Source organism: Allobosea rubneri (genome assembly GCF_032464875.1).
Taxonomy (GTDB): domain Bacteria; phylum Pseudomonadota; class Alphaproteobacteria; order Rhizobiales; family Beijerinckiaceae; genus Allobosea; species Allobosea rubneri.
This window is the reverse complement of record NZ_JAWDID010000007.1, coordinates 1-19336: the sequence shown is the minus strand read 5'-3', so window position 1 is coordinate 19336 and position 19336 is coordinate 1. Positions and strand designations below refer to the sequence as shown.

At 66.6% G+C, this 19336-nt stretch carries 24 protein-coding genes and 1 pseudogene; 5 read left to right on the top strand and 20 right to left on the bottom strand.

Going from position 1 to position 19336, the window contains the following annotated elements; all coding sequences use genetic code 11:
• Positions 1-48: 48 nt before the first annotated feature.
• The 6 genes from RKE40_RS06600 to RKE40_RS06575 all read right to left on the bottom strand — a co-directional run bounded on the left by RKE40_RS06600 (position 49) and on the right by RKE40_RS06575 (position 5040).
• The gene (locus RKE40_RS06600) at positions 49-453 is read right to left on the bottom strand and encodes a nuclear transport factor 2 family protein (RefSeq protein ID WP_316017444.1); all 405 of its coding nucleotides are present in this window, start codon (positions 451-453) and stop codon (positions 49-51) included.
• A gap of 91 nt (positions 454-544) precedes the next feature.
• Complete coding sequence (locus RKE40_RS06595; RefSeq protein ID WP_316017443.1) at positions 545-1636, bottom strand: sensor histidine kinase; 1092 nt, start codon at positions 1634-1636, stop codon at positions 545-547.
• 117 nt (positions 1637-1753) lie between these two features.
• Positions 1754-2782 carry an ABC transporter substrate-binding protein gene (locus tag RKE40_RS06590; RefSeq protein WP_316017442.1) on the bottom strand — a complete coding sequence of 343 codons (1029 nt, stop codon included), beginning with the start codon at positions 2780-2782 and terminating at the stop codon, positions 1754-1756.
• A 97-nt stretch (positions 2783-2879) separates the two neighbouring features.
• Positions 2880-3368 (bottom strand): hypothetical protein, encoded by a 489-nt coding sequence (locus RKE40_RS06585; protein WP_316017441.1) that lies wholly within the window; start codon positions 3366-3368, stop codon positions 2880-2882.
• Positions 3369-3379: 11 nt separating this feature from the next.
• Entirely contained in the window at positions 3380-4168 is a 789-nt protein-coding gene (locus RKE40_RS06580) for an ABC transporter permease (protein ID WP_316017440.1), read from the bottom strand.
• Positions 4165-5040, bottom strand: coding sequence for an ABC transporter ATP-binding protein (locus RKE40_RS06575; RefSeq protein ID WP_316017439.1), 876 nt, complete (start codon positions 5038-5040; stop codon positions 4165-4167). The genes RKE40_RS06580 and RKE40_RS06575 overlap by 4 nt, the downstream gene beginning before the upstream one ends.
• A 210-nt stretch (positions 5041-5250) precedes the next feature.
• Between RKE40_RS06575 and RKE40_RS06570 the strand changes: the two genes are divergently transcribed.
• Positions 5251-5790, top strand: coding sequence for a DedA family protein (locus tag RKE40_RS06570; RefSeq protein WP_316017438.1), 540 nt, complete (start codon positions 5251-5253; stop codon positions 5788-5790).
• 203 nt (positions 5791-5993) lie between these two features.
• Positions 5994-6353 (top strand): ComEA family DNA-binding protein, encoded by a 360-nt coding sequence (locus RKE40_RS06565; RefSeq protein WP_316017437.1) that lies wholly within the window; start codon positions 5994-5996, stop codon positions 6351-6353.
• A 159-nt stretch (positions 6354-6512) separates the two neighbouring features.
• Here RKE40_RS06565 and RKE40_RS06560 read toward each other — a convergent pair whose 3' ends face one another.
• From RKE40_RS06560 to RKE40_RS06535, 6 genes are all read right to left on the bottom strand, one after another.
• On the bottom strand, positions 6513-6896 hold the full coding sequence (locus tag RKE40_RS06560; protein WP_316017436.1) for a DUF1127 domain-containing protein: 384 nt from the start codon (positions 6894-6896) through the stop codon (positions 6513-6515).
• A gap of 293 nt (positions 6897-7189) precedes the next feature.
• A complete protein-coding gene (locus tag RKE40_RS06555; protein WP_316017435.1) occupies positions 7190-7318 on the bottom strand; it encodes a hypothetical protein in 129 nt (42 codons plus the stop codon).
• A gap of 81 nt (positions 7319-7399) precedes the next feature.
• Positions 7400-7621 (bottom strand): hypothetical protein, encoded by a 222-nt coding sequence (locus RKE40_RS06550; RefSeq protein ID WP_316017434.1) that lies wholly within the window; start codon positions 7619-7621, stop codon positions 7400-7402.
• 50 nt (positions 7622-7671) lie between these two features.
• Positions 7672-7860, bottom strand: a complete 189-nt coding sequence (locus tag RKE40_RS06545) for a hypothetical protein (RefSeq protein WP_316017433.1) — start codon at positions 7858-7860, stop codon at positions 7672-7674.
• Between the two features lie 171 nt (positions 7861-8031).
• Positions 8032-9051 carry a ketol-acid reductoisomerase gene (gene ilvC, locus RKE40_RS06540; protein ID WP_316017432.1) on the bottom strand — a complete coding sequence of 340 codons (1020 nt, stop codon included), beginning with the start codon at positions 9049-9051 and terminating at the stop codon, positions 8032-8034.
• A 34-nt stretch (positions 9052-9085) separates the two neighbouring features.
• Positions 9086-9736: a TetR/AcrR family transcriptional regulator C-terminal domain-containing protein gene (locus RKE40_RS06535; RefSeq protein ID WP_316017431.1), complete on the bottom strand. Its 651-nt coding sequence runs from the start codon at positions 9734-9736 to the stop codon at positions 9086-9088.
• A 160-nt stretch (positions 9737-9896) separates the two neighbouring features.
• Between RKE40_RS06535 and RKE40_RS06530 the strand changes: the two genes are divergently transcribed.
• Positions 9897-10442: a DUF924 family protein gene (locus RKE40_RS06530; RefSeq protein WP_316017430.1), complete on the top strand. Its 546-nt coding sequence runs from the start codon at positions 9897-9899 to the stop codon at positions 10440-10442.
• 3 nt (positions 10443-10445) lie between these two features.
• Here the strand turns inward: RKE40_RS06530 and RKE40_RS06525 are convergent, their stop codons facing one another.
• The 7 genes from RKE40_RS06525 to RKE40_RS06495 form a co-directional block, all read right to left on the bottom strand.
• Positions 10446-11171 (bottom strand): haloacid dehalogenase type II, encoded by a 726-nt coding sequence (locus RKE40_RS06525; protein ID WP_316017429.1) that lies wholly within the window; start codon positions 11169-11171, stop codon positions 10446-10448.
• A gap of 260 nt (positions 11172-11431) precedes the next feature.
• Positions 11432-12166 (bottom strand): helix-turn-helix domain-containing protein, encoded by a 735-nt coding sequence (locus tag RKE40_RS06520; RefSeq protein ID WP_316017428.1) that lies wholly within the window; start codon positions 12164-12166, stop codon positions 11432-11434.
• Positions 12167-12244: 78 nt separating this feature from the next.
• Entirely contained in the window at positions 12245-12460 is a 216-nt protein-coding gene (locus tag RKE40_RS06515; protein WP_316017427.1) for a hypothetical protein, read from the bottom strand.
• An 82-nt stretch (positions 12461-12542) separates the two neighbouring features.
• Entirely contained in the window at positions 12543-13079 is a 537-nt protein-coding gene (ilvN, locus tag RKE40_RS06510; protein ID WP_316017426.1) for an acetolactate synthase small subunit, read from the bottom strand.
• 2 nt (positions 13080-13081) lie between these two features.
• On the bottom strand, positions 13082-13789 hold the full coding sequence (locus tag RKE40_RS06505) for a glutathione S-transferase family protein (RefSeq protein WP_316017425.1): 708 nt from the start codon (positions 13787-13789) through the stop codon (positions 13082-13084).
• Positions 13786-14499: an aspartate/glutamate racemase family protein gene (locus RKE40_RS06500; protein WP_316017424.1), complete on the bottom strand. Its 714-nt coding sequence runs from the start codon at positions 14497-14499 to the stop codon at positions 13786-13788. Before RKE40_RS06500 ends, RKE40_RS06505 begins: the two co-directional genes overlap by 4 nt.
• A gap of 138 nt (positions 14500-14637) precedes the next feature.
• Positions 14638-16401: an acetolactate synthase 3 large subunit gene (locus RKE40_RS06495; RefSeq protein WP_316017423.1), complete on the bottom strand. Its 1764-nt coding sequence runs from the start codon at positions 16399-16401 to the stop codon at positions 14638-14640.
• A gap of 334 nt (positions 16402-16735) precedes the next feature.
• On the opposite strand from RKE40_RS06495, the gene RKE40_RS06490 reads away from it, so the two are divergent.
• Positions 16736-18196, top strand: coding sequence for a GGDEF domain-containing protein (locus tag RKE40_RS06490; protein ID WP_316017422.1), 1461 nt, complete (start codon positions 16736-16738; stop codon positions 18194-18196).
• Between the two features lie 9 nt (positions 18197-18205).
• Here RKE40_RS06490 and miaA read toward each other — a convergent pair whose 3' ends face one another.
• Positions 18206-19144, bottom strand: coding sequence for a tRNA (adenosine(37)-N6)-dimethylallyltransferase MiaA (gene miaA, locus RKE40_RS06485; RefSeq protein ID WP_390893267.1), 939 nt, complete (start codon positions 19142-19144; stop codon positions 18206-18208).
• Here miaA and RKE40_RS06480 point away from each other — a divergent pair.
• Positions 19143-19336, top strand: a pseudogene (locus RKE40_RS06480) (phosphoserine phosphatase SerB); the annotation flags it as partial. The gene miaA and the pseudogene RKE40_RS06480 overlap by 2 nt on opposite strands.

Genomic DNA, 19336 nt, shown 5'->3' with positions numbered 1-19336 from the left:
GCCCGGCTCGGCAAATCGAAAGCGACGATAGCCCAAGCCGGCGCGTTCCTAGACCGACAGGCGGGCGACGCCGGCGGTGTCGGTGAACTGCGTCACGCTCGCCACCTTGCCGTCGGCGACGGTGATGAGGTCCATGATCTCGAAGGAGCCGGTCCGGCCTGTCGGCAGGCAGACGACATCGGCGCGCCAGTGCAACGTCGCCCTGTCGCCCTCGACCATCAGCGCCAGTTCCTCGATATTGCTGAAGACATAGGTCGCGATCAGCCCGGCCATCTGCTCGCGTACCGCGGCGCGCCCGTCGGGCTGCACGAAGACCTCGCAGGCTTCCGGGCCGCCCGCGAGGCGATAGCTGCACTCTTCGTGGAAATGGCTCATCAGCCCATCGAGATCGCCACGATGGCGGGCGGCGTAGGCACTCCGGATGAGGTCGGCGACGGCGGCGCGCTCGATCATGTCGGCTCCCCTTACGTCAGGGCGCCACTTTGACCGGACTGTCGGGGAGAGTCCATATTCCATTTGCGCGGGCAGGCGCCGGCCCGGCCCCTCAGCTCGAATGAACCGGCTCGGCATTGGCGATGGCAGCCATCGCCGTTTCCAGCTCATAGCGCAGGCCGACGTTCCGATAGTCCAGCGTGACCTTGCCCTGGAAGTCTTGCGCCACCACCCGCTCGAGCAGGCGCGAGCCGAACCCCTTTCGGGTTGGCGCGCTCGCCGGCGGACCGCCGCTTTCGTCCCAGCCGAAGACGAAGCGCTCCTCGCTGTCCGGCGCACCAATTCCCCAGCCGATGGCGACCTGGCCGCCCTCGCAGGATAGCGCACCGTATTTTATCGCATTGGTCGCGAGCTCGTTGATCGCGAGCGCCAGCGTCAAGGACTGCTTCGCGCCGAGTTCCAGTGCCGGGCCGCTGATCACGATGCGCCCTTCGGCGATGCGATGCGGGGCCAGGGCGCCTTCGATCACCGCGCGGATCGGCGCCCCGCTCCAGCTCGATTGAGTCAGGATCGTATGCGCCTCGCCGAGCGCGGCCACCCGCTCGCCGAAGGTCACCTGCGCCTCGTCGAGCGAGCCGGCCGAGCGGAAGGTCTGGTTGGCGATCGCACCGATCATCGCCAGAACGTTCTTCATCCGGTGCGCCAGCTCGGCGTTGAGCAGGCGGGAGTTGCGCTCCGACTGCATCTTGGCCGTGGTTTCGACGACGGTGTCGATCATCCCGAGGACGGCGCCATTCTCGTCGCGGATCGGACTGTAGCAGAAGGTGAACCAGGCGCGCTCGGGATAGCCATAGCGGTCGATGACGAGGGGAAAATCCTCGATGAAGGTCGCTTCGCCCGCATAGGCCTTTTCGACCAGCGGGCCGATCTCCTGCCAGACCTCGGCCCAGACCTCGCTGAACGGCTTGCCGAGCGCCGGTGGCTTGTCGCCGAGGATCGGTCTGAAGGCGTCGTTATGGATGGTGATGAGTTCGGGGCCCCAGACGATGCATTTCGGAAAATGCGAATTGACCATCATCCCGACCGCGACCCGCAATGCGGCGGGCCAATCCTCGGGCGGCCCAAGTGTCGTCGCCCAGTCATGAGCTGCGATGGCCGCCGCCATCGCGCCGCCGCCATCGAGAAACCGTCTGCTATTGTTCAAATGTCACCTGGGATGGCGACCATCGTCGCCGAAGGGAGATATTGCTCCCTATTGAAAGCATCGCGCGACCGGCGGCAAGCGGCTTTCCCCTCGCCGCCGGTCGTGATGCTGTCCGGGCTAGGAGCCGGCGCCCGCCTTCTTGGCGAAGGTATCGATGAAGGTCTTGCTCAGGTCGACATTCGAGGTCGCCAGCTCGGGATCGAGCAGCTTCAGCGAATCATACATGCTCTTCATCGCGTCCGGCGTCGAAATACCGGTGCGCGAATAGCTCTCCTGCGAGTTCTTCACCGCGCGCAGATAGAGCGGCTTGTCGCCGAGATGGTACTCCGCCGGAACGAGATCGGCGACATCCTCGGGCTTGGCCGTCTCCAGCCATTTCAGCGACTTCATCAGCGCGTTGACCAGCTTCTGCGTGGTCACCGGGTTCTTCTCGGCGAAATCGTTCTTGAGATAGAGTACAGCCGCCGGGTTCGCGCCGCCGAACAGCGCCTTGGTGCCGGCTTCGGTGCGCGTGTCGATCAGCGCCACGACATCGCCATCGGCCTCGAGCTTCGAGGTCACCGGGTCGAGATGCGAGATCAGGTCGACCTGCTTCTGCTTGATCGCCGCGACGGCGCTCGCCCCGGCGCCGACGCCGATGATCGGCGCATCCGTCGCCTTCAGCCCGGCCTTGACCATGGCGTATTGCGCGGTCAGCGCGGTCGACGAGCCCGGCGCGGTGACGCCGATCTTCAGCCCCTTGAAGTCCGCCGCCGTCTTGACCTTGTCGGCGAGGTCCTTGCGCACCGCGATGGTGATCGCCGGGAAGCGCCCGAGCTCGATCACCGCGCGGATGTCCTGGCCCTTGGCCTGCATGCGGATGGTGTGCTCATAGGCACCGGTGACGACGTCGACCGAACCGCCGACCAAGGCCTGCAGCGACTTCGCGCCGCCGCCGAAATCGTTGATCTCGACGTCGAGGCCTTCATCCTTGAAGAAGCCCTTCTTCTCCGCGACGGTGAGCGGGAGATAGTAGAGCAGCTGCTTGCCGCCGACGCCGAGGGTCAGCTTGGGTTTCTCGGCGTTCTGGGCGAGCGCATGGGCGGAAAAGCCGAGCGCGGTGGTGAAGGCGAGCGCGGCGAGCGCCGTGCGGCGGGAAAAGCTCATGGGATTCCTCCGGGTTGTCTTTGAGCGCTTCTGAGGCGGCTTCGGGCTGAACGATAGGCGGTATCAACGGCTTGCGGCAAGCGGTCTGCGCTCCGCGTCATGTCGGGCACAGTTCGCGGAAGCGCCGGACATGGGCGCCGACGGCGGCAAGGTCAAAGGAAGCGGTGTAGCGTTCGCGGACGACGAAGCCGATCCAGGGCGATTGGAGCAGCGGCCCGAAGGCCGCGATCGCGGCCCGCCCACCGAGCGTGAGATATTCGCCGCTCGCATCCATCCGTCGGCTGATGTCGGCCGCGCGATCCCGGGACATCGCGACATTCTCGCCCTCGATGCTCCAGATCGCGCCCGCGCCGAGATCGAGGGCGACGCCGAAGGTCCCGGCCTCAGCGACGCGGCAGGAGAACAACAGCATCAGATCGCGCCCATCGGCCGATCGACTGGTGAGAACCAGTCGATGCCGGTTCATTCCGGCCCGGCCTTCGACATCGACCTGCAGCACGGCCTTGGTCTCGGCGGCAGCGCTTGCTGCCCCGCCCGGACCGGCCAAAGCGAGCAGGACCGCCCATGCGGCCGTCCGCGCGGTCACCTGTCCGCCGCTCACGTCGTCGTCGAACTTTGCCCGGGCCGCCAGACCAAGAGGCGGTTCTCGACCATGGTCACCAGCGAGTCGATCAGGATCACGAACAGCGCCAGGATCAGCATGCCCGAGAATACGCCGGTGACGTCGAAGACGCTCTCGGCCTCGTGAATCTTGTAGCCGAGCCCGGCCGAGGAACCGAGATACTCGCCGACCACCGCGCCGACCAGCGCGAAGCCGACCGAGGTATGCAGGGAGGAGAACATCCAGGTCAGCGCCGAAGGCCAGTAGACATGGCGGAAGAGCTGGCGCTCGTTCATCCCGAGCATGCGGGCATTGGCCAGCACGGTCGGCGAAACCTCCTTCACGCCCTGGTAGACGTTGAAGAAGACGATGAAGAAGACCAGTGTGAAGCCGAGCGCCACCTTCGACCAGATGCCGAGCCCGAACCAGAGCGCGAAGATCGGCGCCAGCACGACGCGCGGCAGGGCGTTCGCCGCCTTGATGTACGGGTCGAACACCGCCGCCAGCAGCGCGTTCCGGGCGAAGGCGAAGCCGAAGAAGATGCCGGCCGCCGAGCCGATGACGAAGGCGAGCACCGTCTCGGTCAGGGTTATCCCCAGATGCCAGTAGATCTCGGTGCCGGTGAGCTGCTTCCAGGTCCGCGCCAGCACGTCGATCGGCGTCGAGAAGAAGAAGCGGATCGTCTTGACGTCGCCGAAGATCGGATAGTTGCTGATGACGTGCCAGATCGCCAACGCGACGACCATCACCAGGATTTGCAGCAAAAGCAGCTTGAGCCGGTTCACGGGCTCCCCTCCCCGACCAGTTCCTTGCCCTCGCCCATGGCGTAGGCCTTCTGCACCTCGACCCGAAGCGACGACCAGATGTCGCGATGGATTTCGTGGAAGGCCTTCTCCAGCCTGATTTCGGCGATGTCGCGCGGCCGCGGCAGCGGCACCTTGTAGTCGGCGACGATGCCGGCGGCCGGACCGGCCGACATCACCACCACCCGGTCGGACAGCGCGATCGCCTCCTCCAGATCATGGGTGACGAAGATCAGTGCCTTGCGATCCTTCGACCAGAGATCGAGCAGGAGATTGCCCATGATCTGGCGGGTCTGCGCGTCGAGCGGCCCGAAGGGCTCGTCCATCAGCAGAATCTCGGGATCGCGGATCAGCATCTGCGCCAGCGCGACGCGCTTGCGCTGGCCGCCCGACAGCATGTGCGGATAGCGCTCGGTGAAGGCGCGCAGGCCGACGCGCGCCAGCCAGTCGCGGGCCCGCTTGTCGGCCTCGGCATCGGAGACGCCCATCGGCTCCAGCGCCACCTTGACGTTGTCGAGCGCCGTCTTCCACGGCATCAGCGCGTCCTGCTGGAAGAGATAGCCGGCGCGGCGGTTGAGCCCGGAGAGCGGCTTGCCGAAGATGTCGACCTTGCCGGCCGAGGGCGTGAGCAGGCCGGCGGCAGCGTTGAGCAGGGTCGACTTGCCGCAGCCGGTCGGCCCGACCACCGAGACGAATTCGCCGGTGGCGACGCTGAGATCGATCGCCTTGACCGCCTGGTATCGCGTGCCGCCCTGCAGGTGGAAGGTGATGTCCAGCCCCGCCAGGCGGACGGCCGGTGCGGGAGCGGCGCTCCCCTCGCCCGCCGTCTCCGGCGGGCCGTCTTTAGGCTGCATCAGTCTCGTTTCCCCCGCCGGGCATGGCGCCGCGCTCCGCAAGCACCGGATTCCCGGTCGATTTTTCCGTTCGCGGAAGAGTAGGCGATCATCCGACGAAGGCAACCCGTACGATATGCGAGCCTTGCGGACCTTTTTTTAACGCAGGCCGGGTAGCCGAACGCCCAAGCTTCTGCTGTATCGCTGCACGCCCTTGAAGGAGACCGGCCGGTGACCGCGCAACTCGACCTATGGATTCAGGCTCTCGTCGAGTTCATGCGGACAAACCAGCAATGGGCGCTGCCGATCGTCTTCTTCGTCGCTTTCGCCGAATGCGTCGCGATCCTGTCCTGGCTGGTGCCGGCCACGGTCTTCTTCACCGCCTTCGGTGCGATTGCCGGCGCGTCGGGCTTGAATCTCGTCCCGCTCTCGATCGCTGCCTCGCTTGGCGCGGCGTTCGGCTTCTGGCTGTCCTATTGGGCCGGCCTCGTGCTCGGCCCGCGCGTCGACGATTACTGGCCGCTGCGCGACAATCCCGACCTGCTGCGCAGGGGTCACGACTTCTTCGAGAAATGGGGCTTCCTCGGCATCATTGTTGGCCACTTCTTCGGGCCGATCAGGGCGGTGATCGCACTGGTCGCCGGCATCGTGAAGATGCCGTTCTGGGCCTTCCAGCTCGCGAATTTCGGCGCCTCCTTCGCCTGGGGCTTCGGTCTGATCTATGGCGCCGGCCAGGCGACCGAAATGATGATGAAGTTCACCGGCAAATAGGCGCAGCGCTCCCGGTTTGGGGCAGCTCCGAAACACAACGCCAGCTGAACGGACGTCTCAGATCGCGTTCAGGCTCGCGGGCCGAAAGTCCTGCCATCGCGTCGAGACCGGCCCGCCCGGTCCGCAACCGACGCGGCGGCACGGACGGCCCGGCATCCGCGCAGCTCAGCTCCTCCGGGCAGGACTTAACAGGAGTCCACGCCATGACCATGTCCCGTTTCGCCATCGGCCTCGCCGCGCTTGCCCTCGCAGCCGGCCCGGCCTTCGCGCAGACTGCGACCCCGGCCAAGCCGGCAGCACCGGCGACGACGCCCGCCATGCCGGCCTCTCCCACCGCAAAACCCGCAGCCCCCGCCGCGACGCAGGCCCAGGCCAAGAAGGTCAACATCAACACCGCCAGCGCCACCGAGCTCGACACGCTCAAGGGCATCGGCGAGGCCCGCTCCAAGAAGATCATCGAGGAGCGCGCCAAGGCGAAGTTCAAGAACTTCGACGACCTGGTGAAGCGCAACGTCCTGCCGGCCAATGTCGAGGCCGACATCAAGGACAAGATCACCTTCTGATCTCGCGTCAGGAAGCCGGCCGCGCCTGCGGCCGGCTTCCTTTCTTTGCTGCGGCTATCTCTCCCGGGCGCGGGCCGGAATCTCCGACGATTTCTCGTCGAGTTTTCGACCGCAGGCCGCGGAAGTGCCACTTACAACCGGTCGCTCCTTAGGCAGCGCTCATTCGACCGCCCTGAGAAAGACCACCCGGCTGCTTGTCACGTTGCCGGTTCTCTCCTCGAGCTGCGCCGGCGCATCGGAACTCTGGCTGCGCAGGGCCTCGTCCAGGCTTTCTCCGCCCGCCAGGCCACGCCGCTCCTCGCAACGCATGGCGATGATCCCGGTCGGATCACCGAAGAACGGAGCAGCGATCCTATCGCGCTCGCTGCAATCGCGCAGGCCGAGATCGCGCAGGTCGCGCTCACTCATATCGCAGAGCCGGTGATAGTCGCGTCGTGCCCGCAGCCAGCGACCGACACCGCCAAAGATGCCGCCCGGGACGCGGCCAAGCGAACCGCCCGTGGCGAGAACGTGCCGGGCCGGTCCGATGATGAAGCTGAGCATGATCGTTCTCCGTCATCAGAAGTGATGACGGAAGAGGACACCCTCGCACTGTCAGCTGCTGTCAGAAACTCCAGCGCCCAATGACAGCTGTTGTCAGCAGCGTTTGCGCGAATGCCGGAAGCCTATCCTTGTGGATCGGGCCTTCGGAAAGGCGGCGCCGAGGTGCCGCGGCTACGGCCGGGGAAGCCGATTTGCGTCCGAGCTGTGTGGATCTTCAGAAGCGCGAAGTGTCTCCCACGTCGCGCCGGCGATACGCAACGCCCCGGCGCGGCGCGGAACGAGGCCCCGGATGACTACAGCAAGCCGATCACGATCAACAGGAGCAGCGCGAAAGAGCCGCCCAGCGCCAGATGCGAAAGACCAAACTGAACGCCATGCGCCTCATCGAGATGAGATTCATGCAGGGTTCTAACCGGTTCCATGGTTGCCTCCCCTCCGCTCAAAAGCCGTCTCGTTCCTTGTATTCCCGTTGTCCCTTGTGCGAGCCGCGTCGCGGTCGCTGCTCAGTAGGCGATGATCTCGACGCCGATCCAGGCGATGACCGCCAGCACCAGCCCGCCGATCAGCACCATCAGCACAGGCCTGTCGAGAAAGCCCTGCCGCGCCTCGACGGCCGTTTCGACCGCAGGGTCGGCATCGGTGTGCTTGTCCGCCCGCATCGGCGGAATCGGCTGGCCGCCTTCCGTCGGAATCCGCGCTTCGCGCTCCCTCACATCCTGTTCCATAGCCATCTCCCTTGTCGCCGGCCCGAAGGTCGCGACCGGTTCTGACGTGCTCAGCCCGCCACCAGCTGCAGCATCGCGCTGGCGATCAGGGTGAGCCCGAGGCAGCCGCCAAGCAGAGCGAAGAACATCCGCTCCTGGCGTGAGATCGGGTGGGCGGCGTGGGACGTGCCCCTGCTCGCATGATGATGCCGGTGGCCGTGCCTGGCGCCCCGCTGGTTCAGCGTCTTCCGGTCGTTCATCGGACGCTCCTGCTGTTCGTGACTGCAGCATCAACGTCCATGAAGCGGTCCGGTTCCAGGCAGCCAACCTCAGCTGTTCTTGCAAACGCGGAACGGGCGCCTTGCGGCGCCCGTTCCTGACTTTCGATAAGCCGGAGCCCGGCCGCGGCGAGCCCGCAGCCCAGGACCGGATCAGTTCTTGGTCTTGTCGACCAGGGCCTTGGCCTTGATCCACGGCATCATGTCGCGGAGCTTGGCGCCGACTTCCTCAATCGGGTGAGCGGCATAGCGGGCGCGGGTCGCCTTGAACGAGGTCTGGTTGACCTTGTTCTCCAGCATCCAGTCGCGGGTGAACTTGCCCGACTGGATGTCGGCGAGCACGCGCTTCATCTCGGCCTTGGTCTCGGCGGTGATGATCCGCGGGCCGGTGACGTACTCGCCGTACTCGGCGGTGTTCGAGATCGAGTAGTTCATGTTGGCGATGCCGCCCTCGTAGATGAGGTCGACGATCAGCTTCACTTCGTGCAGGCACTCGAAATAGGCCATCTCGGGCGCATAGCCGGCCTCGGTCAGGGTCTCGTAGCCGGCCTTGATCAGCTCGACCAGGCCGCCGCAGAGCACGACCTGCTCGCCGAACAGGTCGGTCTCGCACTCTTCCTTGAAGGTCGTCTCGATGATGCCGGCGCGACCGCCGCCATTGGCCGAGGCGTAGGAGAGGCCGAGGTCATGGGCGTTGCCGGTCGCGTCCTGGTGGATCGCGATCAGGGTCGGCACGCCGCCGCCGCGCTGATACTCGGAACGGACGGTGTGGCCGGGGCCCTTCGGGGCGACCATCAGCACGTCGAGGTCCTTGCGCGGCTCGATCAGGTTGAAGTGGACGTTGAGGCCGTGCGCGAACAGAAGGGCAGCGCCCTCCTTCATGTTGGCGTGCAGCTCGTCGCGATAGATGTCGCCCTGCAGTTCGTCGGGGGTCAGCATCATCATGATGTCGGAGACCTTGGCGGCCTCGGACGGGGTCATGACCTTGAAGCCGGCCTCTTCGGCCTTCTTGCGGGTGGCCGAGCCGGCCTTCAGCGCGATGATGATCTCCTTGACGCCGGAATCGCGCAGGTTGAGCGCGTGCGCATGGCCCTGGCTGCCGTAGCCGACGATGCAGACCTTCTTGCCCTTGATCAGGTTGATGTCGGCGTCACGATCGTAATAAACGCGCATTGGATGCGTCCTTCCTTGGGTTGATCTCTTGGTTTCAGGCTTTCGGTGCGGGTTTCGCCCGCCCGTGAAGTGCGAGGAACTGGTCGGCGGCGCGGGCGGCGTCGCGCTCGATCTCGGCAGCGCTGAGCTTCAGCGCATCGCCGAGCAGTAGGCGGATCTGCACGTCGCGGCCGACCAGGCCGAAAAAGGTCCGGAACGCCGTCTCGGCATCGTCGAAGTCGAGCAGCCCGGCCTCGCGCCCGTCCTCGAGCAGCGGCCGCAGCCGCTCGCCGATGGCGAAGCGTCCATTGGCGAGCACGATGCCGCCGAGATTGCTCTCATGGGTGGCGGCATGGCTGATGGCGAGGCGGTTGAGCGCGATCGAGGTCGGGCTCGAGATCACCTCGAGCCAGTTCACGGCGAAGCGGATCAGGCTGTCGCGCAAGGACAGCGCATCGAGCTTCTGGCGGTCGTAATTGCCCGCGCGGACCTTCGAGGCCTGCCACTGCACGGTCGCGGTCAGGAGCCCGTCCCGGTCTCCGAACCACTTGTAGAGCGTCTCCTTGGAGCAGCTCGCCCGCCGCGCCACGGCCGCCATGGTCAGCTGATCGCCCTTCTCCACCATCAGTCCGAGCACGGCATCGAGCACCGCGAGCTGTCGCGGTGTCAGCGCCTCTGCCTGGCTTTCGGTGGCGGGATTGGTCATGAATCGGAACAGTACCGTACGTTACGGTTCCGTGATCTATCGCAGGGCCCGCGGCCGTGCAAGCGGAAAGCTGCGGCGACGCCCGGCCTCCCCCGCGGCGCCGCAGGGCCTATATAGTCTTGAGCCGAACGCATTGCCGAAACCCGACGGAGCCTTGCCCATGACCCCGCCCGCAGCCACCGCGATTCTCGATTTCTGGCGCGAGGCCGGGCCGGAGAAATGGTTCGCCAAGGACGACGCTTTCGATGCGGATATCCGCCGGCGCTTCCTCGCCGCGGTCGAAGCCGCCGCCCGCGGCGAGCTGAGCGACTGGGAAGAGACGCCGGACGGCGTCTATGCACTGCTGCTCCTGCTCGACCAGTTCCCGCGCAATCTCTATCGCGGCTCGCCGCAGGCCTTTGCCACCGACCCGCTGGCGCTAGCCGTCGCCGAGCGCGCCATTGCGCGCGGTTTCGACCAGGCTTTCGAGAACCCGGAGCGGCGCTTCATCTACATGCCGTTGATGCATTCCGAGGATCTCGCCGACCAGCAGCGCTGCGTCGCGCTCTGCGAGGCGGCCGACGACCCGGAAGGCGTGCATTACGCCGTGGTTCACCGCGACATCATCCGCGACTTCGGCCGTTTCCCGCACCGTAATCCCGTCCTCGGCCGGCAGAGCTCGGCCGAGGAGCGGCGCTTCCTCGACGATGGCGGCTTCAGCGGCTAAAGCTCAGCCGCCCATCGAGGCGCGATGCGCCTGCGCCAGCTCGGCAAGGCTCTTGAAATGGAAATCGACATGCGGCCGCGTCGCGGGATCTTGCGTCGCGCCGCTGCCCGCCATGCCGAAGCGCCGGTCGATCCAGGCCCGCGCAAGCCCGGCCCGCTCCGCCGGGACATGGTCGTGGAAGAGACTCTGCGCAGTGTGCAGAACCGCCCCGGCCTGGAGGCCGAGATCGGCTTCCAGATGCCTGAGCAGATGGACGAAGTTGCGCGGATCGGGCTTGTAGGAGCCGATATCCTCGGCGGTGTAGATCGCATCGAAGGCGACGCCGAGCTTGCGGTTGCTCGCCGCAAAGCTCGCGCGATCGACATTGGAGAGGATCACCAGCCTGAAGTGCCGCTTGAGATAGGCCAGCGCCTCGGCTGAATCCGGGAAGGCCGGCCAGTCCGGCACAGAACCGCCGAAGCGCTCGTTCAGGTCGGCATGGATGTGAACGCCCAGGTCTTTGGCCAGGCGGGCATGGACGGCGGCGAGCAGCGTCGAATAACGCAGCGACGGCGCGGCTTCCTCGATTTCACTCTCGATCCGGCCGAAGCGGGCGAGCGCCTCCTCGCGGTCGAGATCGAGCCGGCCAGCGCTGATCAGTGGCTGCAGCGCGTTCCAGATCCCGGTCTCCCAGTCGATCAGCGTGCCGTAGCAGTCGAAGGTCAGGACCTTGAAATCGGTGAGTTTCATCGCGGGTCGTCCTCATGGCTCGGGGTCGCGCCGACCATAGCCAGGGCCCGAACCGCCATGATGAGGCAAAGCTCCGAACGGCTTGACCGAAACTGCGCTTCTCGTAGCGAAGCCGTCCGCCTCTGAGCCCTCATCCTGAGGAGGCCGTGCAGCGGCCGTCTCGAAGGATGCTCCAGGAGGTTCCTGAAACAGCTGGAACATCCTTCGAGACGCAGCCCAACCTGCTCCTCAGGATGAGGGCTGAGGTTGCAAACAGTTCGTCAGCCCCGGCTCGCGGCCCTGAACTCCGATGGCGTCAGTCCGAAGCGCCGCCTGAACTGCCGGTTGAAGGACGAGGCATTCTGGTAGCCGATCGCGTAGGCGATCTCGCAGATCGGCAGCGAGGTCGTGACCAACCGATCGGCGGCCTCGTCGAACAGCCGGCTTAGCTGGGATTGCTTCGGCGACTGCCCCGTCGTCGCCCGGAAGAGCTCGTGGAAGCGGCTCTGGCCGAGGCCTGCCGCCCTCGCCATCTCGGAGACGCTTCCAGGCCGCGACGCGCCAGCGACATCGAGCACGCGGCCTTCCGCGCGCGACAATGGGCGGGGCAGAGCCTGCGGCTCGATCAATTGCAGCCCCGCCAGCGCCAGGCCGGCGGCATCGCTCGCCCGGCAGGCACCGGCCTCAACCTCGGCGCCGAGCTGACGGAACATCCGCCACAGCCAGGGCTCGACCCGCGTCAGCGACGGCACGGGATCGCGCAGCACGGCCGGCGCCGCCTCGCCTACGAAGGCGTCCGTCTCGACATCGAGGATGAGCATGCTGCAATCGACGCTCGGCTCGAAATCATGCTGATGGTCGCGCGGAATGACGGCGACGCAGTTGCGCGAGACGACGCTGCGATGCCCTTCGACATCGAGCCGCATGGCGCCCTGCATCGGCAGCAGGATCTGGCTGTAATCGTGGCTATGGCGGTCGGCGCCGCGATAGCTGCGGATTTCGAGATGGATCGACATCGCCTGCTCACATGCGAGGGATCATGCGGCGCATTTGCCGCCAATCGCCGCGCGCGAGCAAGTGCAAGCGACCGCGGCTCAGCCGCCGCCCTGCTGCGCCGCGATCCGCTGCAGGAAGATCGCGATGACGGTCAGGCCGAAACCGGCCCACCACAGCGGCGAGCGCAGGCTCCTGCCGCTGCCGAGAGGCTCGGGCTGGGCCCGGCCCGAAAGCCGCTGCAGGATCGGCCAGGTGAAGCAGGCGAGGCCGAGGATGCCGAGGCCGAGCGCGAACTGTTCCAGACCGAGCATCACGCGCCGGCCCTCCCGGCTGCGAAGGCCAGAAGGCCAGGGGGACCATCAATCATGCAGGGCTCCTTCATCGCGCGGACCGACCTCACATCGCGTCCGGGCCGCGGCTCATCGCGGCGATGCCGGTACGCGAGACCTCGGTCAGGCCGACCACGGTCATCAGCTTGATGAAGCGCTCGATCTCCTCGGTCGAGCCGGTGAGCTCGAAGACGAAGGAGGTCAGCGTCGCATCGAGCGTACGCGCGCCGAAGGCGGCGGCGAGCCGCATCGCCTCGACACGATGGTCGCCCTTGCCGACCACCTTGAGCAGGCAGAGCTCGCGCTCGATGGCCTCGCCCTGCAAGGTCAGGTCGACGACGCGGTGCACCGGCACCAGCCGGTCGAGGTGCGCCTTGATCTGGTCGATGACATTGGCGGTACCGGAGGTCACCACGGTGATGCGCGAGATGTGCTTCTCGTGCTCGGTCTCGGAAACCGTGAGGCTCTCGATGTTGTAGCCGCGGCCGGAGAATAGCCCGGCGATGCGGGCGAGAACGCCAGGTTCGTTGTCGACGATCACCGCCAGCGTGTGGCGCGCGATCGGCTGGGCGGTCGGGGCGGTCGGATAATGCGTCGTGTTCATCGTTAGGCCTTGCTGCGGCTGAGATGGGGGCGGAATTCCTCGAGGACCGGCTCGTCGACCTCGTCCTCGTCGATGATCCAGGGTTCGGCGAGCGCGGCCATGCGCCAGGATTGATAGCCCCGCGTCGCCTGTACCGCCTCGACATAGGTGGCGCTGACCGGGTCGAGCGCGATGCCGTAGCCGGTGAAGCGCGCTCCGACCGGCGCGAACATCGCGTCAGCCGCGCCGAAGGCGCCGAACAGGAACGGCCCGCTTTCGCCGAACCGCGCCCGCGCCTCGCGCCAGATCGCCGTGATGCGCGCAACATCGGCGGCGACCTTGGCGCCGCGATCGCGCGGATGGAACTGGCGCGCGATATTCATCGGGCAGGCGCCGCGTAGCGCGGAAAAGCCCGCATGCATCTCGGCCGCGATAGAGCGCGCCATGGCGCGCGCCGCCGGCTCGCGCGGCCAGACCGGCAGGTCCGGCCTGAGATCGGCGATGCGGTCCATGATCGCCAGCGATTCCCAGACCTGGATCTCGCCGTCGAGCAGGGCCGGCACCTTGCCGGTCGGCGTGAAGGCGGAGATCGCCCGCTTCCATTCGGGGTCGTCGAAGGTCTGGCCGAACGGGATCAGCACCTCCTCGAAGGGGATGCCGAGCTCGGTCAGCAGCAGCCAGGGCCGCAGCGACCATGACGAGTAGGTCTTGTTGGCGATGACCAGCTTCATGCCGCGACCTGCTCGGCCATGTCGCCAACGAAGTCGAGGGCGGCCTCGACATGCAGCGCCGTGGTGTCGAAGACCGGGATCTCGAAATCGGACTGCGAGAGAAGCAGCGTGATCTCGGTGCAGCCCAGGATGACGCCGTCGGCGCCCTCCTCACGGATCGCCCGGCCGACGATCTCGAGATAGCGCGCCTTGGAAGCGGGCTCGATCCGGCCGCGGCAGAGCTCCTCATAGATGATGCGATGGACGTCCGTCCGCTCGGCCTCGTCCGGCACCAGGGCCTCGACGCCGAAGGCGGCGAGCCGGTCGCGATAGAAGCGCTGTTCCATCGTGAAGCGCGTCGCCAGCAGCAGCGGCCGGCGGCTCTGCGTCCTGCGGATCGCCTTGGCGGTGACGTCGGCGAGATGCAGGAAGGGCAGGTTCGTCGCCTGGGTGATATGGTCGGCGAGCTTGTGCATGGTGTTGGTCGCCAGCACGAGGCAGGAGGCACCGCCGCTTTCCAGGCGCCGGGCACTGTTGGCCATCGCCGCGCCGGCAGCCGCCCAGTCTCCAGCCGCCTGCATCTCGGCGATCGGCGAAAAATCGACCGAATGCATCAGGACATCGGCCGAGTGCAGCCCGCCCTGGCGCATGCGCACGCCCTCGTTCAGCAGCCGGTAATAGACCGCCGTCGATTCCCAGCTCATCCCGCCGATCAGGCCGATGGTCGCCATCTGCTCCCCCCTGTGCCGAGGCCGTCATTCTCGGGCGCTGCGATTGGCAGGTCCGAGACACTCCTGATGAGGAGGTGCCGACCGGCGCCTCGCTCTGCCTGGGATGCCCGGGTCAGGCCCGGGCATGATGCCGCCCGATCAAACGAGCTGCTTGCCCTTGGCGTCGATGATCTCGCCGGTATCGCCCTCGAAATCGGGCAGGATCATCTCGTTATGCGCCTTGCCCGACGGGATCATCGGGAAGCAGTTCTCTTCCTTCGCCACCAGGCAGTCGAAGATCACCGGGCCTGGCGTCTCGATCATCTGCATGATCGCGGCGTCGAGCTCGGCCGGGTCGGAGCAGCGGATACCCTTGCCGCCATAGGCCTCAGCCAGCTTGACGAAGTCCGGCAGCGAGGCCGAGTAACTCTCGGAATAGCGCCCGCCATGCAGCAGCTCCTGCCACTGGCGCACCATGCCCATGTACTCGTTGTTCAGGATGAAGATCTTGACCGGCAGCCGGTACTGCACCGCCGTCGACATCTCCTGCATGTTCATCAGGATCGAGGCCTCGCCGGCGATGTCGATCACCAGCGCGCCCGGATTCTTCATCTGCACGCCGATCGCCGCCGGCAGGCCGTAGCCCATGGTGCCGAGCCCGCCGGAGGTCATCCAGCGGTTCGGCTCCTGGAAGCGGAAATACTGAGCGGCCCACATCTGGTGCTGGCCGACCTCGGTGGTGACGTAGGTGTTGCGGTCCTTGGTCAGCTCGTAGAGCCGCTCGATCGCGTATTGCGGCTTGATCACCGAGCCGGACTGCTTGTAGCCGAGGCTGTTCCGCGCCCGCCAGCCGTCGATCTGGGTCCACCAGGCGGTGAGCGCGGTCTTGTCGATCTGCGGCGAGGTCTCGCGCCAGATCCGGACCATATCCTCGAGCACATGCGCGCAATCGCCGACGATGCCGATGTCGACCTTGACGTTCTTGTTGATCGAGGACGGATCGATGTCGATGTGGATCTTCTTCGAATGCGGCGAGAACGCGTCGAGCCGGCCGGTGATGCGGTCGTCGAAGCGCGCGCCGATGTTGATCATGACGTCGCAGTCATGCATGGCGAGGTTCGCCTCGTAGGTGCCGTGCATGCCGAGCATGCCGAGCCATTGCCGATCGGCCGCCGGGAAGGCGCCCAGCCCCATCAGCGTCGAGGTCACCGGATAGCCGGTCAGCCGCGCCAGCTCGCGCAGCAGCGCCGAGGCGTGCGGGCCGGAATTGATCACGCCGCCGCCGGTGTAGAACACCGGCTTCCTGGCCTTGGCGATCAGCTCGACAGCGGCCTTGATCTTGTTGAGGTCGCCCTTCACCGTCGGACGGTAGGTCTTGTGCTGGTTGTCGCGCGGGCGGCTATAGGCGCCGGTCGCGAACTGGATGTCCTTCGGGATGTCGATCACGACCGGGCCGGGCCGGCCGTTGGCGGCGACATAGAAGGCCTCATGCAGGACGCGCGGCAGGTCGGCGATGCTCTTCACCAGGTAGTTGTGCTTGGTGCAGGAGCGCGTGATGCCGACCGTGTCGCATTCCTGGAAGGCGTCGGAGCCGATCAGATGCGTCGGGACCTGGCCGGTGATGACGACGAGCGGGATCGAGTCGAGCAGCGCATCGGTCAGGCCGGTGACGGCATTGGTCGCGCCCGGCCCCGAGGTGACGAGGACGCAGCCGACCTTGCCGGCGGCGGAGCGGGCATAGCCCTCGGCGGCATGGACCGCGCCCTGCTCGTGCCGGACGAGCACGTGCTTGACCTTCTCCTGCTGGAAGAGCGCGTCATAGATCGGCAGCACGGCGCCGCCGGGATAGCCGAAGAGATGTTCGACGCCCTGATCCTGGAGGGCGCGAACGACCATTTCGGCGCCGGTCATCATCTCGCTCATAACGGTCTCCTGCGGAGGTCTGTCTTGTCGGGTTCGGCTGGAAAAAGGCAATAAAAAAGGCCCTCGGAGGGGCCTGGGCGTGCGCTGGCGTCGGGGACACCCGGTTTGTTAAACCGGCCCCTACCAGCGCACCTTTACGAGAATGAGCTTGCGCATGTCGCGCCCTTGCAGTGAACGAATTTGGCGGACGCTAGCCGAGCGCTGCCAGTCGGTCAAGCGGGTCGCGGCTCCTAATCTTGCGCCGGAGGGTAATTTCCCGGCACTTTTGTTGCCGAAAAGGAACACTTTCTCAAGACCCGCCTGCTACCGAACCGGGAGACGGAACTCGGGCGCGATGTATCAGGAAGTCCACACCCACAACATCGCCGAGAGAGCCTACGCTCCCGAAGTCGCCGACCTGCTGCGCCGCTTCGAACGCAGCGCACGGGGAAACCCCGGCGGTGCGCCCTTCGAGGATTTCAGCACCGAGCTGCTCTCCTTCTGCAGTCGCGACATCATGATCATGGCGCCGGCAGAAGGGGACTACGTCTACGAACATTTCGGCCGCGACATCGCCCGCAATGTCGGCGGAGATCGGACCGGCGCACGCGTCTCGGGCATGTCGCCGAACGTCTCCCGCTTCACCATCACCTGCTATGATCAGGTGCTGGCGAGCGGCAAGCCGCTCTACTCCATCCACCGTGCCGTCAAGACGGTCCGTGTCAGTCTCTGGGAACGCCTGGTGCTGCCGACGACCAGCGCCGACGGCGAGCGCCGCCTCATCGTCTTCAGCAAGCCCATGCATTTCCACGAGGAGCTGCTGAAGACCGTTCTCGACACCTCGCCGGCCGGCATCGTCGCGCTGCGGGCCGTGCGCGACGAGGAAGGCAATATCGACCGCACGGTGATCATCACCGCCAACCGCCGAGCGGCGGCGATGGCGGGACATGCCGAAGACACGCTGGTCGATTCCGAGGGACGCCGGGCCCTGCCCTTCCTCGCCGACGACACGGTCTGGCGCCGTTGCCTCTATGTCATGGAGCTGCGTCGCGGCGACATGCTCGAGACCTGCCATACAATCGAAGGGCGCGAGATCTGGCTGCAGATCGCCCTCGCCCCGCTCGGCGACGGGCTGGTGATGACCCTCACCGACATTTCCGAACTGAAGCTCGCCAACCTCACCCTGCAGAGCCGGGCCGCGACGCTGGCGCTCGAGATCGGCAAGGAGCGCGCGACGCGGCGCGCCCTCTCGCACGAACTCGGCCAGCGCGAGGAGCGCGAGCAGGAGCTGCGCCGCCTTGCCGAGACCGATCCGCTGACGACGCTGCTCAATCGCCGCTCGCTGACCGAGAAGGCGAATGCCGAAATCGCATCCGCAGCTGCCTCCGGCGATGAAACCTCACTGTTCATCATCGATCTCGACCACTTCAAGCAGGTCAACGACAGCCATGGACATGCTGCCGGCGACGCCGTGATCCGCGCCTTCGCCGATCTCCTGCTCGGCCAGATGCGCCCCGGCCAGGACCTCGTCGGCCGTCTCGGCGGCGAGGAATTCGCCGTGCTGCTGCCGCACACCGGCGCGGATGAGGCACACCGCATCGCCGAGAGACTGCATGCCTCCCTGCGCCGGACCCATCTACCGGTTTCGGAGACGCTCGACCTTCAGGTCACCGCCAGCATCGGCATCGCGACGCGCCATCACGACGAGGACTTCAACGCCTTCGTCGCCCGCGCCGACAAGCAGCTCTACCGGGCCAAGAACGAGGGCCGGAACTGCATCCGCAGCGCCGGGGACGAGATCGCCGCCGCGGCCTGACTGCTCCGCTCAGCCCACCTGTTCGAGTTCGGCGAGGGCGAAGGCAAGCCCGGCCTCGGGTGCGACGGCATGCCAGCCCGCCATCTGGTGGCGAAACCAGGTGACCTGGCGCTTGGCATAGGCGCGCGTATCGGCCTTGCCGCGCGCTACGGCCTCTTCGAGCGAGAGCGCGCCGTCGAGATGGGCGATCAGCCCGGGCACGCCATGCGCCCGCATCACCGGCAACAGCGGATCGAGCCGCCTCTCCCGCAGCGCTGCGACCTCTTCCAGCGCGCCAGCCGCCATCATCGCGTCGAAACGCCGGTCGATCCGCTCGCGCACCAACTCGCGCTCCGGAGCGAGGAATATCTGCAGCAGCCTCTCCCCCGCGAGCGGCCCGGGCTGACGCTCGCCCTGGAAGCTTGAGAGCGAACGGCCGGTCGCGGCCAGCACTTCCAGCGCCCGCATCACCCGCAGCCGATCGCTGGGGCGCAGCTTTGCTGCCATCTCCGGATCCTGCTCGGAGAGCTCGGCGTGCAGTTCGCCGGTCGTGCGCTCGGCCGCATGGGCGCGGAAGCTGGAGCGGACCGCCTCGGGAACCGGCGGAATGGCGGAGAGCCCTTCCGTCAGCGCCTTGAAATAGAGGCCGGTGCCGCCGACCAGCACCGGGATTTGCCCTTGCCTCGCCAACACGTCGAGCAGCGCGCTCGCCTCGGCCGCATAAGCCGCGACCGAATGGTTGGTGGCGCCGTCGACATGGCCGTAGAGGTGGTGCGGGACATCCCCCATCTCCTCCGGCGTCGGCCGGGCGGTGATCACCGAGAGATCGCGATAGACCTGCATCGAATCGGCATTGATCACGACGCCGCCGAAGCGCTGCGCCAGAGCGGCAGCCAGTGCCGACTTGCCGCTTGCCGTCGGACCTGCGATGAGCACCGCCCTGAACGTCACTTCAGCTCCGGATCCCATGTCGCTCGTCGCCACGCTCGTTTCCGCCCACGGTCAGGCCCTGCTCGACGACGCGCTGCTGGCGCGCCTGCGCGCCGCAACGCCCTGGCCGACGACCCTGGCGCGCCTCGATGGCGAGGTCGCCGTCGACCTCTTCGCGGAAGCGGACGGTGCGCGCAAGCTCGAAGCGGCACTGCGCGCCGCGCTCGAAGG

What these genes read in the sequence shown, in the direction of transcription:
- ilvC (WP_316017432.1), bottom strand. Translation starts at nt 9,051, where the DNA reads ATGCGCGTTTATTACGATCGTGACGCCGACATCAACCTGATCAAGGGC.
- RKE40_RS06500 (WP_316017424.1), bottom strand. Translation starts at nt 14,499, where the DNA reads ATGGCGACCATCGGCCTGATCGGCGGGATGAGCTGGGAATCGACGGCG.
- RKE40_RS06550 (WP_316017434.1), bottom strand. Translation starts at nt 7,621, where the DNA reads ATGGAACAGGATGTGAGGGAGCGCGAAGCGCGGATTCCGACGGAAGGC.
- RKE40_RS06565 (WP_316017437.1), top strand. Translation starts at nt 5,994, where the DNA reads ATGACCATGTCCCGTTTCGCCATCGGCCTCGCCGCGCTTGCCCTCGCA.
- RKE40_RS06505 (WP_316017425.1), bottom strand. Translation starts at nt 13,789, where the DNA reads ATGAAGCTGGTCATCGCCAACAAGACCTACTCGTCATGGTCGCTGCGG.
- RKE40_RS06535 (WP_316017431.1), bottom strand. Translation starts at nt 9,736, where the DNA reads ATGACCAATCCCGCCACCGAAAGCCAGGCAGAGGCGCTGACACCGCGA.
- RKE40_RS06490 (WP_316017422.1), top strand. Translation starts at nt 16,736, where the DNA reads ATGTATCAGGAAGTCCACACCCACAACATCGCCGAGAGAGCCTACGCT.
- RKE40_RS06560 (WP_316017436.1), bottom strand. Translation starts at nt 6,896, where the DNA reads ATGCTCAGCTTCATCATCGGACCGGCCCGGCACGTTCTCGCCACGGGC.
- ilvN (WP_316017426.1), bottom strand. Translation starts at nt 13,079, where the DNA reads ATGAACACGACGCATTATCCGACCGCCCCGACCGCCCAGCCGATCGCG.
- RKE40_RS06530 (WP_316017430.1), top strand. Translation starts at nt 9,897, where the DNA reads ATGACCCCGCCCGCAGCCACCGCGATTCTCGATTTCTGGCGCGAGGCC.
- RKE40_RS06495 (WP_316017423.1), bottom strand. Translation starts at nt 16,401, where the DNA reads ATGAGCGAGATGATGACCGGCGCCGAAATGGTCGTTCGCGCCCTCCAG.
- RKE40_RS06575 (WP_316017439.1), bottom strand. Translation starts at nt 5,040, where the DNA reads ATGCAGCCTAAAGACGGCCCGCCGGAGACGGCGGGCGAGGGGAGCGCC.
- RKE40_RS06600 (WP_316017444.1), bottom strand. Translation starts at nt 453, where the DNA reads ATGATCGAGCGCGCCGCCGTCGCCGACCTCATCCGGAGTGCCTACGCC.
- miaA (WP_390893267.1), bottom strand. Translation starts at nt 19,144, where the DNA reads ATGGGATCCGGAGCTGAAGTGACGTTCAGGGCGGTGCTCATCGCAGGT.
- RKE40_RS06525 (WP_316017429.1), bottom strand. Translation starts at nt 11,171, where the DNA reads ATGAAACTCACCGATTTCAAGGTCCTGACCTTCGACTGCTACGGCACG.
- RKE40_RS06555 (WP_316017435.1), bottom strand. Translation starts at nt 7,318, where the DNA reads ATGGAACCGGTTAGAACCCTGCATGAATCTCATCTCGATGAGGCGCAT.
- RKE40_RS06545 (WP_316017433.1), bottom strand. Translation starts at nt 7,860, where the DNA reads ATGAACGACCGGAAGACGCTGAACCAGCGGGGCGCCAGGCACGGCCAC.
- RKE40_RS06590 (WP_316017442.1), bottom strand. Translation starts at nt 2,782, where the DNA reads ATGAGCTTTTCCCGCCGCACGGCGCTCGCCGCGCTCGCCTTCACCACC.
- RKE40_RS06520 (WP_316017428.1), bottom strand. Translation starts at nt 12,166, where the DNA reads ATGTCGATCCATCTCGAAATCCGCAGCTATCGCGGCGCCGACCGCCAT.